The sequence below is a fragment of the Streptoalloteichus tenebrarius genome (genome assembly GCF_024171885.1).
In the GTDB taxonomy this organism is placed as follows: domain Bacteria; phylum Actinomycetota; class Actinomycetes; order Mycobacteriales; family Pseudonocardiaceae; genus Streptoalloteichus; species Streptoalloteichus tenebrarius.
This window is the reverse complement of sequence record NZ_JAMTCP010000011.1, coordinates 78,204-93,221: the sequence shown is the minus strand read 5'-3', so window position 1 is coordinate 93,221 and position 15,018 is coordinate 78,204. Positions and strand designations below refer to the sequence as shown.

At 72.3% G+C, this 15,018-nt stretch carries 14 protein-coding genes; 7 read left to right on the top strand and 7 right to left on the bottom strand.

Going from position 1 to position 15,018, the window contains the following annotated elements; genetic code table 11:
• Window positions 1-4 precede the first annotated feature (4 nt).
• A complete protein-coding gene (locus LX15_RS12790) occupies window positions 5-904 on the bottom strand; it encodes an alpha/beta fold hydrolase (RefSeq protein ID WP_253669770.1) in 900 nt (299 codons plus the stop codon).
• Window positions 901-1,728 (bottom strand): siderophore-interacting protein, encoded by an 828-nt coding sequence (locus LX15_RS12785; RefSeq protein ID WP_253669769.1) that lies wholly within the window; start codon window positions 1,726-1,728, stop codon window positions 901-903. The genes LX15_RS12790 and LX15_RS12785 overlap by 4 nt, the downstream gene beginning before the upstream one ends.
• 218 nt (window positions 1,729-1,946) lie before the next feature.
• Between LX15_RS12785 and LX15_RS12780 the strand changes: the two genes are divergently transcribed.
• Window positions 1,947-2,678, top strand: a complete 732-nt coding sequence (locus tag LX15_RS12780; RefSeq protein ID WP_253669768.1) for a TetR/AcrR family transcriptional regulator — start codon at window positions 1,947-1,949, stop codon at window positions 2,676-2,678.
• Window positions 2,679-2,793: 115 nt separating this feature from the next.
• Here LX15_RS12780 and LX15_RS12775 read toward each other — a convergent pair whose 3' ends face one another.
• Window positions 2,794-3,480 (bottom strand): FadR/GntR family transcriptional regulator, encoded by a 687-nt coding sequence (locus tag LX15_RS12775; protein WP_253669767.1) that lies wholly within the window; start codon window positions 3,478-3,480, stop codon window positions 2,794-2,796.
• Between the two features lie 184 nt (window positions 3,481-3,664).
• On the opposite strand from LX15_RS12775, the gene LX15_RS12770 reads away from it, so the two are divergent.
• The 4 genes from LX15_RS12770 (at window position 3,665) to LX15_RS12760 (ending at window position 8,022) form a co-directional block, all read left to right on the top strand.
• Window positions 3,665-4,867 carry an MFS transporter gene (locus LX15_RS12770; protein ID WP_253669766.1) on the top strand — a complete coding sequence of 401 codons (1,203 nt, stop codon included), beginning with the start codon at window positions 3,665-3,667 and terminating at the stop codon, window positions 4,865-4,867.
• Between the two features lie 175 nt (window positions 4,868-5,042).
• Window positions 5,043-5,213, top strand: coding sequence for an Imm1 family immunity protein (locus LX15_RS33545; protein WP_372502695.1), 171 nt, complete (start codon window positions 5,043-5,045; stop codon window positions 5,211-5,213).
• A gap of 93 nt (window positions 5,214-5,306) precedes the next feature.
• Entirely contained in the window at window positions 5,307-6,491 is a 1,185-nt protein-coding gene (locus LX15_RS12765; protein WP_253669765.1) for a helix-turn-helix domain-containing protein, read from the top strand.
• 811 nt (window positions 6,492-7,302) lie between these two features.
• Window positions 7,303-8,022, top strand: a complete 720-nt coding sequence (locus LX15_RS12760; RefSeq protein ID WP_253669764.1) for a leucine-rich repeat domain-containing protein — start codon at window positions 7,303-7,305, stop codon at window positions 8,020-8,022.
• A 224-nt stretch (window positions 8,023-8,246) separates the two neighbouring features.
• Here the strand turns inward: LX15_RS12760 and gltX are convergent, their stop codons facing one another.
• From gltX to LX15_RS12740, 4 genes are all read right to left on the bottom strand, one after another.
• Entirely contained in the window at window positions 8,247-9,665 is a 1,419-nt protein-coding gene (gene gltX, locus LX15_RS12755) for a glutamate--tRNA ligase (protein ID WP_253669763.1), read from the bottom strand.
• A gap of 120 nt (window positions 9,666-9,785) precedes the next feature.
• Window positions 9,786-10,211, bottom strand: coding sequence for a helix-turn-helix domain-containing protein (locus LX15_RS12750; RefSeq protein ID WP_253669762.1), 426 nt, complete (start codon window positions 10,209-10,211; stop codon window positions 9,786-9,788).
• A 171-nt stretch (window positions 10,212-10,382) separates the two neighbouring features.
• The gene (locus LX15_RS12745; protein WP_253669761.1) at window positions 10,383-11,687 is read right to left on the bottom strand and encodes a glycosyltransferase family 2 protein; all 1,305 of its coding nucleotides are present in this window, start codon (window positions 11,685-11,687) and stop codon (window positions 10,383-10,385) included.
• A gap of 4 nt (window positions 11,688-11,691) precedes the next feature.
• Complete coding sequence (locus LX15_RS12740; protein ID WP_253669760.1) at window positions 11,692-11,850, bottom strand: hypothetical protein; 159 nt, start codon at window positions 11,848-11,850, stop codon at window positions 11,692-11,694.
• A gap of 168 nt (window positions 11,851-12,018) precedes the next feature.
• Between LX15_RS12740 and wecB the strand changes: the two genes are divergently transcribed.
• Both wecB and LX15_RS12730 read left to right on the top strand, forming a co-directional pair.
• Window positions 12,019-13,221 carry a non-hydrolyzing UDP-N-acetylglucosamine 2-epimerase gene (wecB, locus tag LX15_RS12735; protein WP_253669759.1) on the top strand — a complete coding sequence of 401 codons (1,203 nt, stop codon included), beginning with the start codon at window positions 12,019-12,021 and terminating at the stop codon, window positions 13,219-13,221.
• A 239-nt stretch (window positions 13,222-13,460) separates the two neighbouring features.
• Window positions 13,461-14,921 (top strand): phytoene desaturase family protein, encoded by a 1,461-nt coding sequence (locus tag LX15_RS12730; protein ID WP_372502678.1) that lies wholly within the window; start codon window positions 13,461-13,463, stop codon window positions 14,919-14,921.
• Window positions 14,922-15,018: the final 97 nt, after the last annotated feature.

The window sequence follows — 15,018 nt, the reverse complement described above, 5'->3', positions numbered from 1 at the left end:
GCCGTCACTCCCGCCGAGGTTCCTGTGGGTCGGCGTCCACCATCCGCAGGATCTCGCCGACGATCACCTCGGGCTCGCTGAACAGGACGAGGTGGCCGGACCGGCGCGCCTCCACGAGACGCCCGTTCGGCAGCGCGGCGGCGGTTCGGCGGTGCGCCTCGCTGATCGCGGTGCGGAGGGTCCGCCCGAACCGCGAGGACCGGGCGCCAGTGATCACGCTGACCTCGATGTCCCCGAGTTCGGGCCGCTGCCTCCGCAGGCGCCGAAGCTCGTCGGCGAACGGAGCCAGCTCGGCGAGCAGGGCGCGCGCCGCCCGCACGGTGAAGTCCTCGCGACGGTGGTCGGCGACCACGTCCGCGGGTTGCGCCCGCCCCGCGCCGCCACCCAACAGCCGGTACAGCCCGAGCCTGGCCAGCACCGGGAGGACCAGTCGGGAACACGCGCGTCCCCGCCGCGCCGAGGGGGTGAAGTACAGGTCGCAGTTCTCGTCGCTCGGGTCCACCAGCACCAGTCCCCTGATGCGGGAGGGGTCGGCCGCCGCGGCGACCCGGACGACGGGGCCGCCCCAACTGTGCCCCACCAGGACGAACGGACCCGGCCCCAGCGCGCGCAGGAGCGTGCCGAGGTCGCCGGCCATGCGATCCAGGGTGCGCGGGCGCGGGTCGGCGTCGCTGCGCCCGATCCCCGCCCTGTCGTACACCACGGCCCGAACCCGCCGGCCGACGACCGGCTGGACGAGCCCCCACGTCGACCGGGAGAACCCCATCCCCGACTCGAACACCACGGTGGGGTCACCGGTGCCGCGCGCCATGAAGTGCAGCCGTCGACCGTCCTCCGTGGTGACGAACGAGCTGACGCCGAAGGAGTGGTCGCCGTGCCCTCCGGCCCTGTCGCCGGTGCTCAATGCGCCCGCCCCGCCTTCCAGTACCCGCAGAACATGATGTCGCCCTTGGGCACGCCCGCGTTGACCCAGTGCCGGCGGAGCGCGACGGCGAGGCCGGACTCGCCGACGACCCACCCGTAGAACGGCTCGTCGGGCAGGGGCATCCGCCTGGCGTGCGCCAACGCTGCCTGGCCGGGAGTTCCTCCGTCCCGCACCAGCCAGCGCACCTCGACGCCGGCGGGGGCCGAGAGCGCCTGTCTGTCCTCAGTGGACGGAACCTCGATCACCGCCGTGCCCCGCGTGTCGGGCGGCAGGGAGGCGAGGACGCCCGCCACGGCCGGCAGCCCCGACTCGTCGGCGACGAGCAGGACCCGCCGCAGCGAGGAGCGCGGGTTAAACCCGATGCCCTCGTCGAGGATGGCCACGACGTCGCCCTCGGCGCAGGTCTGGGCCCAGGTGGCCGCGGGTCCGGCGGTCCCGTCGGCGACGGAACCGTGCAGCACGAAGTCGACGTCGAGTTCCGGCCCGGTCGGCCCGTCGGGGCGGTAGGCCCGCACCGAGTAGTTCCGCAGGACCGGACGCGTCGCCTTCGCCATCGTCAGGTACCTGGCGAGGGCCAAGGCGTTGAACTTCTTGGGTTTCCAGGTCAGCGAGGTGTCCGACACCGGGATGACCAGGCGGAACCACTGGTCGAACCCCATCGGGGCGAAGCGGTCGATCTCGCCGCCGCCCAGGGTGACCCGCGCGAAGTGCGGTGAGATCCGCTCGCGCCGGAGCACGCGCAGGGTCAGCAGTTCGGCGGTCTCCGGCTTGATGCGGGTGGCTGACAGGTTCGTGCGGGCCATCAGCGGCGCCCCCTCGTCCTGCGTGACGGATGTGGGCCCGGAAAGACCCGCATGGCGCCGGTCCCCGAGCGTGCGCCACGGCCGTGGCGCGGCGGTCGGGCGACGGAACGACCTCGACTGGGCGCACCGAACCGCACCCTCGGGTCGCACTCCTGCCCCACACGCCCCGCCAATCTAAGATAGGGGGCATAACTTAGACAAGCCTTCCCTCTCCCCGGATGGTTCCGTTGCCCACTCCCCCCTCCCCCCGCAAACGCGCGAAGACCGGCGGCCGCGTCGCCCAGGTGACGCCGGACCGCATCATCGACGCCGGCCGGCGGATCGGGCTGCCCGAGCTGTCGATCCAGGGCGTGGCCGCCGCACTCGGCGTCAGCAGCGCCGCGATCTACCGCCACGTCCCGAGCCGACTCGCGCTGGAACGCCTGGTGGGAGAGGCGATCCTGGCCGACCTTGCCCTCGTCGACGACCCCGCCGAACCCGTCGCCGCCCACCTCGTCGGCCTCGCCGTCCGGTTGCGCGCCTTCGCCCTCGCCCACCCCGGGACGGCCGGTTACCTCCAACGGATGTTCCCGCGCGGAACGTCAGGGACCCGGCTGCTCGCGGCCGAGGTCGCGGCCCTCGGCCGCCGCGGCTACGACCCCTCGGCCTCGGTCGTCCTGGCCAGTGCGGTGGCCACCATCTCCCTCGGGCTCATCGCCGCCGAGGAGGCGCGCGAGACGCTCGCCGTGACCGACCCCGACGCGGTGGAGGCGGAGACCAGGGAGACGTTGTCGGTCATCGCCGCCGATCCCGTGCTCAGCGCGGCCCACGCCGGCCTGCCCGACGTCACCCCTGACGAGTTCTTCCGCGTTCTCGTCACGACCTTCGTCGACGGGCTCCTCGCTCGTCTTCCGCCGGGCCGCCCCGCCGTCGACGTCCTCCGGGAGCCGCAGCGACCCGACCCGCGCTGACACGCACGCCCGGTGGGAGACCCGACGCTGACGAGGCTCGGCACGCGAGGCAGCCAGCGATCACGAACCGGGCGCGGGCACAGGGCGGTGGCGGTCAGGACGCGACGCGTCGTGGTCAGTCCAGGAGTTGGTTGAGCACCGTGAGGCCTGGTTCGACGACGCGCCGAACCGCCCTCTCCGCGCCGTCGGGATCACGTGCCTCGATGGCGTCCACGAGCGCGCGGTGCGGTTCCAGTCCGCACCTCGGCAGCTCCTGGTCGGCGCGCAGGTCGTGGAGCGCCTCCTCCAACAGCCGGAGGAAGTACCGGTACAGCTCCAGGAGGACCGGGTTGTGCGCGGCTTCGGCCACCGCGAGGTGGAACCGGGCGTCCTGCGCGGCGAAGTCGTCGGGGTCCGAGCCCGTCTCCGCCGAGTCGCGCCGGGCGAGCAGGTCGCGCAGCCGCCGCAGGTCGTCCTCGGTCCGGCGTTCGGCCGCGAACCGGGCGGCCTGGATGTCGTAGCCGAGCTGGACCTCGACGATGTCCCGCACCTTGGCCCGCCGGACCTGACGCAGGAGGGGCAGGGGGTCGGCCGTGGTGCGCACGTAGGTCCCCGCGCCCTGGCGGGCCTCCAGGATGCCGAGCTGGACGAGCCCCCGGATCGCCTCCCGCACGGCGGGCCGGCTCACGTTCAGCGCCTCCGCGAGCTTGTCCTCGGGCGGGATGCGCTGCCCGACCACCCAGTTGCCGCTGCTGAGCTGCTCGTGGAGCTGGGCGGCGACCGCGCTGACGCGCGAGGAGCCGTCGATCCGGCGAAACGACATGGGCGCCCTCCTTCGCCCGCGACCCTACCCAGCGTCATACGTCTTATGACCGACCTCACCGATCTTGTCCTGTCTCCCCAGGGTGACCCGCCGCTAGGCTGCGCTTTCGTCAGACGTCTGATGAATTCGCCCCGCGTGGGCGGCCCGATCCCGACCCTCGCCGACCAACGATCCGAGGTGAGAGATGACCGCTGTCGACCAGCCCTCCACCGACGAGAGAACCCCACCCGCCCGCTGGTTCGCGGTGGCCACCGTGGCCCTCGGCATCTTCGCCCTGGTCACCGCCGAGCAACTCCCCGTGGGGCTGCTGACCTCCGTGAGCGGCTCCCTGCACGTGTCGGAAGGGGCCGCCGGCCTGATGGTCACGGTGCCCGGACTGGTGGCCGCGCTCGCCGCGCCGCTGGTCCCCATGGCGGCCGGCCGCACGGACCGCCGCTGGTTGCTGGTCGGGCTCATCGCCGTCATGGCGGCGGCGCACCTCGTGTCCGCCGTGACACCGAACTACGCGCTGCTGCTCGTCGCCCGCGTCCTCGTCGGGCTGAGCATCGGCGGTTTCTGGTCGATCGCGGGCGGACTGGCCGTCCGCCTGGTGTCGCCCCGGTCCGTCCCCCGCGCCACCTCGATCATCTTCGGCGGGGTGGCCGCCGCCAACGTCCTGGGCGTGCCCGTCGGCACCCTGCTCGGCGAGCGCACCGACTGGCGCACCGCGTTCGCCGCCATGGGATGGCTGGGCCTGCTGCTACTCCTCGGCCTGCTGTTCCTGCTGCCCAAGCTTCCCGCCGAACACCCGGTCCGGGTGCGTGTTCTGGTCGCGCAGTGGCGCAACGCGGGTGTGCGAGCGGCCGTGGTCGCCACCTTCCTGATGATCACGGGGCAGTTCACGGCCTACACCTTCGTCAGCCCCGCGCTCCAGACCATCTCCACCGCGCCGGAGCACCTGATCAGCTCCGTGTTGCTGGGCTACGGCGTCGCGGGGATCGTCGGCAACTTCGTCGCTGGCGCCGTCGGCGGGCGCGACACACTCCGCACCGTGGTGATCATCAGCGTGTCGCTCGCCGCCGTCATGGCGGTTCTCCCCGTGCTGGGCGGAACCCCGGTCAGGGGGATCGCGCTGGTGGTCCTGTGGGGGCTGGCCTACGGCGGGGTGTCGGTGACCCTCCAGACGTGGGTCCTCAGGGCCGCGCCGGAGGCCACCGAACCCGCCTCCGCCCTGTACGCGGCCATGTTCAACCTGTCCATCTCCCTGGGCGCGTTCGTGGGCGGCGTGGTAGTCGACCGGGTCAGCCTGCCAGCGGTGCTGTGGCTCGGGAGCCTGCTCGTGTTCCTGACCGCCCTCGTGGCCTGGCGCACCCGCCGGGTGGTCCCCGAGCTGACCCAGACCACCTGACCGCGATCCTCACCGGGATCTACGTCGATGGTCGACAAGGAACGCTTCGGCTGTCGGCAGTTGCTTCCGAAGATCCTGACTCCCGGGCAGACCCTGGTCATCCACGCCGCCGCCGGAACGCACATCGACAGAGGAAGGCGACGGCCATGACCTCCGCAGTGGAGATCCACCCGCAATCGAGATCGCCAACGCGGCCATCGCCCTCGACCAACTCCGGGCGGCTGTGCACGAGTTCCACGAGACCGGTGGGCTCCGGCCGAGGTGTGTGGAGTGGCAGCCGGTCGACGGGTGGTGCACAAGCCCTGTTGACGAACGAATGCTGCCTTCCTCATCGAGTGCGCCCTAGGGTTGGTTATGCGTCTTCGTTGCGAGCAGCCCCCTGTGGGCTGGGGGCTTCCCGCGACAGAGGTGCGGTCCCGCGAAGAGGAAGAAGCAGCTCATGGATCATGAGGCCGCCCTGATCGGGCAGAGGGTCCGGGAGATCCGCGCGTGGCGCAAGATGAGTGTCACGGTGACCGCGGAACTCGCCGGGATAACCAAGGGCTACCTGAGCTTGATCGAGCGCGGACAGCGAGCGGTCACCAAGCGCACCACGTTGGAGGCGCTGGCCCAGGCGTTGCGGGTGTCGCCGACCGACCTGCTCGGCAAGCCCTACGCACCCCACGATGCCGCATCCGATGAGGCGCACGCCGGCATCCCCGAGCTGACCGCCGTGCTCTCCGGCTGGCGCGTTGGTGAGATCCCGGATGTCAAGGTACGGGAATGGGGCGCGATCCAGGCAGATGTTGATCAGCTCAACGCGGTGCTGCGCGCGAACGCCGACTACGCCGCCCAGAGCCGACTCGTGCCAGCGCTGACCAAGGAGCTACTGGCAGCGGTGAACACATCCCACCGCGTGAAGGCTCTGATCGGCTTGATGTGCACCTACAAGGCCGCGGCCTATCTCGCCCATGACCTTGGCGTTCAGGGGCTGCCCACCCTCGCCGCGGAGCGGATGCGGCAGGTCGCTGAGGAACTGGACGATCCGGTGTGGCTGTCCTATGCGGCCTACCAGCGCGCCCAGGTCGTGTCCGGCAACAACCGTCCCCGACAGTACGAACTCGCCGCCGCGGTGGCGGACATGCCCGGAGCCCGTGTCGAGACCCGCGGTCTGGCGAACCTCACCGCCGCGCTGGCCGCCGCCACCACTGGGCGACACGACCTCGCCCACACGCATCTGGCGGAGGCCGCGAACCTCGCGGAGACCATCGAGGCCGACGTGTCGCCGTGGATGAACACGAACTTCGGCCGCGAGAACACGAACATCTGGAAGGTGTCCGTCGGCCTGGAACTCGGCGATGGCGCGAAGGCCGCGGAACTCGCTTCGCGGATGCGCCCGACCAGTGTCTCCAAGAGCCGGCAGGCGCAGTTCTGGATCGACTACGGACGTGCCCTGCTGACAGACAGGCGGCACAGCGAACGCGGTCTGGCGGCGATCCTGCACGCCGAACAGATCGCCCCGCAGAAGGTGCGGAACAACGCTTTCGTGCGCGAGGCCGTGGTGGGCCTGCTGACCACGGCGCGACGTGACGCTGGCGGCCGCGACCTGCGCGGATTGGCCTACCGCATCGGGGTCGGCGTGTAGCTGCGCCGTTTGAGTGAAAGACCGCCCTCGTTTACCCACTGTAAACGAGGGCGGTCTCGTTGTTTCTACGGTCGTTCTCCGTGACCCCGGTCACGTCCCGGCAGGGACGCTGATCGCCTGCCCCGCTCCCCGGTTTCCCCTCGGGCTGGCGATGAGACCCCGCCGTCGCGCGCCGCCCCACTCGTTGATTCCGCTTGTCCGGGTGGGGATGGCGCGCTCCCAACCTTCTCGGACTAGCAGGGAGGGATTGTGTCTGGCCGACGAGAACTGCTGGCGCGGTACAGGGATCTGCTCAATAGCCTGCGTGTCGTGCCGGGCAGGCTGCCGTGATCACCATGGCCACGGGCGCGCTCCCGGGTCTCAGAATGCTAGCCGTCCTCGCGATCAACGACATGGTCCAGGACTGTCACGAACACGCGGGAGGCCCCCATTGATCCCGGTGACGTGGCAGCCCCATGCGGAACAGCGACACGCCTACGCCGGACCACAGGTCCCGGACGGGTTCACCGTGATGCTCCTGTGCGGCTTGGAGATCGAGGCCCGCGGAGGCTTGCCGAAGTATCCGCACTGGCTGTGGCCCGAATGCCCCACCTGTCGAGAACGAGCGGGTGCGGGATCTCCGAACCAGCCCCCATCCGGCCTCGTGGCCCGGTTCGACATCGACCTACCAGCCTACGGCCACTGATCCGTCGTCAGGAGCCGCCACAACAGAGGCGCAGCCGCCCACTGACCTTTCAGCGAAACAACAACCGCGAGGGGGATACTTGATGTTGTCGGAGCTTCATGGATCAAGGGTGGAAGAATCGCCCGTGTGCGCCCCACACTGAACCTCTGGCGTCATCAGCTCGGGGCGGTCCCCGAGTCCGTCTGGCACCGCACGGACCTTCGCGTGCTGATCCTCGCCGACAACGGGCTCACGGCCCTGCCGCCGGAGATCGGCCGCCTCCACCGACTGTCCACACTGGACATTGGTCACAACCTGCTCACGTCGGTGCCCGAGGAGCTGGGCGAGTTGACCGAACTCGATGGTTGTCTCTACCTGCACGACAACCGGCTGACCGGACTGCCGGACTCCCTAGGCGCCCTGAGACGGCTGCGGTATCTCAACGTCGGCGAGAACGCCCTCACCGAGCTGCCCCGGACCCTCGGCGGAATGGTCGGCCTGGTGGAACTCCGGGCGCAGCACAACCGCCTGTCGTCCCTGCCCGACACCATCGGCGAACTGACCAACCTCCGGGAACTGTGGCTGCGCGGCAACCAGCTCCGCGACCTGCCACCGTCGGTCGCCGGACTCCGCGAACTCCGCCATCTCGACCTGCGGGAGAACAGGATCACGGAGCTGCCGGAACCGCTGGCCGACCTCCCCCGGCTGCGGCAGGTCGACCTGCGGAGCAACCGCCTCCACCACCTGCCGGACTGGGTGGCGCGGATGCCGTCGCTGGAGAAGCTGGACCTGCGGTGGAACGAGATCGACCCGGACCAGCCGCTGGTGACGGAGCTGGAGCGGCGCGGTTGTGTCGTCCTGACCTGACGAGGCCGGGACCAATCCTGACCGCCCGCCGCTCCTGATCACCGCCGAACAGGCCCGGTGCGAACGCGCAACCCGACGGAAGTTCGTCCACTGAGGACAGTCGGGGGACAGTCGGAGGACAGTGCGCGACAACAGGGAGACCGTGCCGCTGGGCGGGGTTCCCCTGGCAGTGGAGCCGGTGTCGCGGTGGCCCCACCGGTGCGGGGCCACCGCGACGAAACGGATCAGGCGTCCTGCGCGGCCAGCCGGGCGGCGGCGGCGTCGATGCGGGCGAGGGTGCGCTCGCGCCCCAGCACCTGCACGGACTCGAACAGCGGCAGGCCCACGGTCCGGCCGGTCACCGCGACCCGCACCGGAGCCTGCGCCTTGCCCAGCTTCAGGCCCTGCTCCCCGGCGACGGCCTCCAGGTCGGCCTTGAGCGCCTCCGCCGTCCAGTCGACCTCGGCCCAGCGCCGGCGGACCGACGCGAGGATCTCCTCCGCCCCCGGCTTCATGGCCTTGGTCCACGACGCCTCGTCCTCGGGCGGCTCCGGGAGGAACAGCCAGTCCACGTACGCGGTGATGTCGCTGAGGACGGACAGTCGGGTCTGCGCGAGCGGGGCGACCGCGCGGAACGCCGCCTCGTCGAAGGCCTCCGGCTCCCACGGCGCGTGCGGCGCGGTCAGCCACCGCTGGCATGCCTGGACGAAGGCGTCCTCGTCCAGCGCGCGGATGTACTCGCCGTTGAACGCCGCGAGCTTCTTCACGTCGAACGCGGCCGGGGCCTTGTTGACGTCCTCCAGCCGGAACCGCTCCTCCAGCTCCGCGTAGGGCCGGATCTCCACGTCGTCGCCGGGGCCCCAGCCCAGCAACATCAGGTAGTTCACCATCGCCTCGGGCAGGTAGCCCTCGGCGAGGTAGTCCTCCAGCGCCACCTTGTCGCGACGCTTGGACAGCTTCTGCCGCTTCTCGTTCACGATCACCGGGAGGTGCGCCCACACCGGGGGAACGGCCCCGAGCGCCTCCCAGAGCAGTTGCTGCTTCGGCGCGTTCGACAGGTGCTCCTCGCCCCTGATCACGTGCGTGATCCGCTCGCGGATGTCGTCCACGGCATTGGCCAGGATGAACACCGGGGTGCCGTTGCCCCTGGCGACGACGAAGTCCTCCATCGCGTTGTTCGGGAACTCCGTGCGGCCCCGGACGACGTCGTCCACCACCGTCACCCCGGTGTCCGGGGTGCGGAAGCGCAGCGCGCGGCCCTCCGCGTGCTCCAGGCCGCGGTCGCGGCAGTGCCCGTCGTAGCCGAGCTGCTGCGACCCGGTCCGCTCCACCAGCGCCTCACGGGTGCAGTCGCAGTAGTAGGCCCTGCCCTGCGCGTGGAGCGTCCGGGCGGCCTCGCGCTGCGCCTCGGCGTTGTGGGACTGGAAGTAGGGCCCCTCGAACACGGGGTCCTGGTCGCTGATCCCGATCGCCGCGAGCGCGCTGATGATGCCCTCGACCCACTCGGGGCGGTTGCGCGCCTCGTCGGTGTCCTCGATCCGCAGGACGAACCGCCCGCCGGACCGTCGGGCGAGCGCCCAGTTGAACAGGGCGGAACGGGCGCCGCCCACGTGGAACATGCCTGTGGGGGACGGGGCGAAGCGGACTCGGATGGCACCGGACATGGCCGCCAGCCTAGTCGGGCGTCATCGTCCGATGTGGACTGCATGGGCGGGGCCGCCCCGGCCGTCTCCGGTGGCCGGGTCCCCGGTCGCCGTGGTCGCCGCGCCGCCGCCGGCGCCCGCTCAGGTCATGGCCTCGGTCAGCGCGGCGATCAGCCGCAGCACGTCCGCGGTCAGCTCGGGCTCGCCGAGCACGATGATCCGCATCCGGGACCGCTCCCGGTCGTGGCTGGTCTCGATCCGCAGGGTCCGGCCGTCGCCGGAGCGGGTCTGCACGGACGCCAGCAGGTGCGTGGCGAGCCGGTCGGCGTCGGCGGCGTCGACGCCCTCGATCCGCACGACGCTGGTCACCTCGACGTCCCGGGAGGTCGAGGCCCGCTCGGAGCCGGACAGCCCGGTGAACTCGGCGAGGTCGCTGGCGGCGATCCGGTACTGCTTGCCGATGCGGACCGCCTTCAGGCGGCCGTCCCGCACGTAGTTGCGGACGGTGCGGACGTGCAGGCCCAGCTTCTCGGCGACCTGCTCGACGGAGAACAGCTCCTCACGCACGGCGACCCCACTTCCCCGAAGTGCCCTATCCGTCCGTCATACCCTCTCAGAAGAGGAAGACAGGGCACGAGTGGTGGCGGGCCGCGCACGTCCCAACGGGACCGGGCGGGCACGGCCGGCAGGGCATGCGCCCGCCGTGATCACCGCGTCCCGCCGGGACGGCGCGAGGGGTCAGGGCAGCTCGGGCAGCGGCGACGACTCGGGCAGTTCCACGAGCCGCTCGGTCTTGGCCCACGCCTGACGCCCCTGGACGTGCCGGCCCAGCGCACGCCAGGTGGCCACCACCCCGAGCAGGAGGAACACCGGGTAGGACAGGCCGGCGAGCAGGCAGCGGACCAGACCCGCCTCGCCCAGTCGCACGCGGTGCACGACCGCCCACAGCAGACCAGGGCTCATCGCCGCCGCGGCGATCACTCCCAACGCGGTCGGCACGTCGGCGCTCGCGGCCAGCAACGGGGACCCCGCCGTGGGCACCACCAGCCCCGCGCAGGTCAGCGCCACCAGGACGGCGACCAGCACCGACATCGGCACGGTCACCCACGGCGTGAGGAGGTAGTGCAGGAAGTCGACCAGGGCCACGCTGCCGACCCTGCGGGAACGGGCGAGGCGGGGGACGTACCCGACGCACTGGAGGTTGCCCTGCGCCCACCGCGTCCGCTGGCGCACCAGCCGCCGCACGTCGACCACGGCCTGCTGGGTGACCCAGCCCGTCCGGCAGTAGCGGACGCGCACGCCAGCGAGGTGCAGGCGCAGTCCGAGTTCGAGGTCCTCCACCAGGCAGTCCGACCACGGGTGGTCGCCGAACCGCATCAGCTCCCCGAGCCGGGTGAACTGTCCGTTGCCGCCGAGGCCGACGCTGCCGACGAGGTCGCGCAGGGTCTGCGCGGTGTCGGCGACACAGGCGAACTCGACGTCCTGGAGCAGGCCGAGCACCGGCCGGCGGTTGTGGATCCGCACCCGGCACTGCACGGCGCCGACCGAGCGGTCGGCGAAGAACGCGGCGACCTCGCGCAGCAGGTTCAGGCTCCCGCGACCGTCGCCGTCGATCACGCCGAGCACCGTCCGGGAGGCCGTGTCCTCACGCGTCGCGATCTCCCGGATCACCCGGTAGGCGGCGTTGAGCGCGGCGCCCTTGCCCTGCCGGGCCTCGGGGAGGTCCCGCCGGAGCACCGTCAGCCGGGGGTCGTCGATCGAGGCGAGGATCTCCGGGGTGCGGTCGTCGGAGCCGTCGTCCACGACGAGCACGCGCACCGGGGTCTCGGGCGCGTCGAGCGCCAGGGCGGCGCGGACGGTGTTCTCGACGACCAGCTCCTCGTTCAGCGCGGGAACGATGATCCAGAAATGCGGCGCGTTCCTCGACTCCACGGGGCGCGGCCGAGGCGTCCGGAAGGCGAACGCGGCGAGCACGAGGTTGTGGATCGGCCAGGCGAGGAGCAGGGCCAGCAGCAGCCACGCCCAGGGGGACGGGTCCTCCACCGCGTCACTCCCCGGCGCGCAGGTGGAGCAGGAGCGACCGCACCACGAGCGCGGTCAGCGCCAGCACGACCGCGCCCACCAGGAGGCTGAGGCCGGTCCAGCCCGTACCGGCGAGCCCCAGCGCCGCCGGGGTCGCCCACGGAACGCAACGGACAATCGACACGACGTTCTCCCTACTCCCGATTTCTGTGAGACCGGCCGCTTCCAGCACCCGTCGGCGCCAGCACACGCAACCCTGAGTGTTACTCCATATGGCCTATCAACGCATACGCGATATGGCGTAACCGATCACAGAACCAGGGGGTTTGTGGTGCAACACACCCACAGTCGGGTGAAATCCGAGGGGCGGGGGGAGAGACCGGAGATCCATCTCGTCGGCGGGACCCGGCCGGAGGCGGTGAAGCTCGCGCCGGTCGCCAGCGCGATGGCCCGCCGGGGACGGCTCCGCCCGGTGATCGTCGCCAGCGGCCAGCACCCCCTCCTGTTCGAGCAGGCGCTGACCGCGTTCGACCAGCGCCCGGAGATCCGACTGGACGTCGAGCGCCGCACCGGCAGCCAGGCCGAGCTGCTCGGCCACACGGTGAACGCCCTCGACGCGGTGTTCGCCGACCGGCGCCCCGCCGCCGTGGTGGTGCAGGGCGACACCACGACCACCCTCGCGGGCGCGCTCGCGGCGTTCTGGCGCCGCATCCCCGTCGTGCACCTGGAGGCCGGCCTGCGCTCGCACGACCTGGCCGCGCCGTTCCCCGAGGAGGGCAACCGCCGGCTGGTGGGCCAGATCAGCGCGTTGCACCTGGCCCCGACGGCGCGCGCCGCGGCGAACCTGGCGGACGAGGGCATCGCCGGCCCCGACGTCCTCGTGGTCGGCAACACCTCGGTCGACGCGGTGCTCGACGTCGCCGCGAAGGCCGCGCCGTTCTCCGACCCGCGCCTGGACGCGCTCGCCGCGCGGGCGCGGTCGGGGCGTTCCCGCCTGGTCCTGGTCACCGCCCACCGCAGGGAGGCGTGGGGGCGCCCGCTGGACGAGGTGCTTGTCGCGGTCCGCACGCTGGTCGCGACCCACCGCGACATCGAGGTCGTGCTCCCCGCGCACCCCAACCCCGCCGTGCGGGAGCAGGTGGACCGCGCGCTGGGCGACGTGGAGCGGGCGCTCGTCACCGACCCCCTCCCCTACCCCGACCTCGCGCGGCTGCTGGGCCTGGCCACGCTGGTGCTGTCCGACTCCGGCGGCATCCAGGAGGAGGCGCCGAGCTTCGGCGTCCCGGTGCTGGTCCTGCGGGACGTGACCGAGCGCGGCGAGGCGGTCGAGGCGGGGTGCGCGCTGCTCGTGGGCACCGACCGCGAGCGCGTCCTGGCCACCGCGCACCACCTGCTGACCGACGAGGCGGCGCGGGTCGCCATGACCTCGCGGGGCAACCCGTTCGGGGACGGCCGCGCGGGTGAGCGCACCGAGCACGCCGTCGCCTGGCTGCTGGGGCTCGACGGGCGACGCCCGGCCGAACTGGTCAGCTCCGCCGTCGAGCCGGTCGCCTGACCCGCTCTCCAACACCCCCTCTCGAAGGGCTCTCCGACTCCCACGCCCGGGGTCACCCGGCGGTGGTGAGCACGAGCCTCTCGGTGTGATCACCTCACCATCCGGTCCCCGCGCACGCGCCTGTGCGCCTCCGGCCACCCGCCGCGGTCGAACCGCGTCCCCGACCTGGTGGAAGGATCGGCTGGAAGGATCGGCGCGGTGAGCGGCGAGTGTCCGGACGACAGCGCGGGCGGGGCCCGATGGGTGGTGTGACCGACGTCGTGGTCGTGGGCTCCGGCCCCAACGGACTGGCCGCCGCGGTGATCCTGGCGCGGGCCGGCCTGGCGGTGACCGTGGTCGAGGCCGCGCCGACGGTGGGCGGCGGGGCGCGCTCCGCCGAGCTGGTCCCCGGTTTCCGGTTCGACCTGTGCTCGGCGGTGCACCCGATGGGGGTCGCCTCGCCGTTCTTCCGGGCGTTCGACCTCGCCCGGCACGGCGTGGAGATGCTCACGCCCGAGGTGTCCTACGCCCACCCGCTGCCGGGTGGGCGGGCCGGCCTGGCGTGGCGCGACCTGGACCGCACGGTGGACGGGCTCGGCGTCGACGGGCGGGCGTGGCGGCGGTTGTTCGCCCCGCTCGTCCGGCGCTGGGAGGGCGTGGTGGCCACCGCCATGTCCGACCTGCGCGGGCCACCCGCCGACCCGGTCGCCGCCCTCCGGCTGGCGCTTCGGGTCGTGGAGCAGGGCGGACCCACCTGGGGGCTCCGGTTCCGAGGCCCGGTGGCTCCCGCGCTGGTGACGGGGGTCGCCGCGCACACGATCGCCCCGCCCCGCCGTCTCGTGCCCGCGGGGGCCGCGCTGTTGCTCGCCACCCTCGGCCATGCCGGTGGCTGGCCCCTGCCCCGAGGGGGAACCCAGGTGATCGCCAACGCGCTCGTCGAGGACCTGCGGCGGCACGGCGGTCGCGTCGTCACCGGGCAGCGGGTCGACTCCCTGGCCGAGCTGTCGCAGGCGCGCGCGGTGCTGCTCGACACCAGCCCGGCCGAGCTGCTCCGGCTGGCCGGCGACTCCCTGCCCCAGCACTACGCCCGGTGGGTGCGGCGCTTCCGCTACGGCAACGCCGCCTGCAAGGTCGACTTCGCCCTGGCCGGGCGGGTGCCCTGGTCCGCGCCGGGGTGCGAGCTGGCCGGGACCCTGCACCTCGTGGGCACCCGTGCGGAGGCCGTGGCCGCGGAAGACGAGGTCGCGCGCGGCCGGCACGCCGAACGCCCCTATGTGCTGGCCGTGCAGCCCGAGGCCGTGGACACGAATCGCGCCCCCGAGGGGCGGGCGACGTTGTCGGTCTACGCGCACGTCCCGCACGGGTCGACCGTGGACGTCACTCCGGCGGTGATCGCCCAGATCGAACGGTTCGCGCCGGGGTTCCGGGACCTCGTCCTCGACCACCACACGGTGACGGCGGCGAACCTGCGCGCCCACAGCGCCAACTACGTGGGAGGTGACATCGCCGCCGGCGCGGTCACCCCGTGGCAGATGGTCTTCCGTCCGGTTCCGCGATGGGACCCGTATGCGACGCCACTTCCCGGCGTGTACCTGTGCTCGGCGTCGACCCCGCCCGGGCCGGGGGTTCACGGCATGGCGGGTCTGCACGCCGCGCGGCGCGTCCTCCGTCACCGTTTCCGCATCACGACGGACCCGCTGGAGCTCCTCCGACGGGAGTGATCGCCTCCTTTCACGCCGTGATCACCAGCCCCTGATTTGTCCTCTGTGGACAGAGGTGGGCGCGGCCGGCCGGGGCTTCCTCGCTCCGACCGCCGCG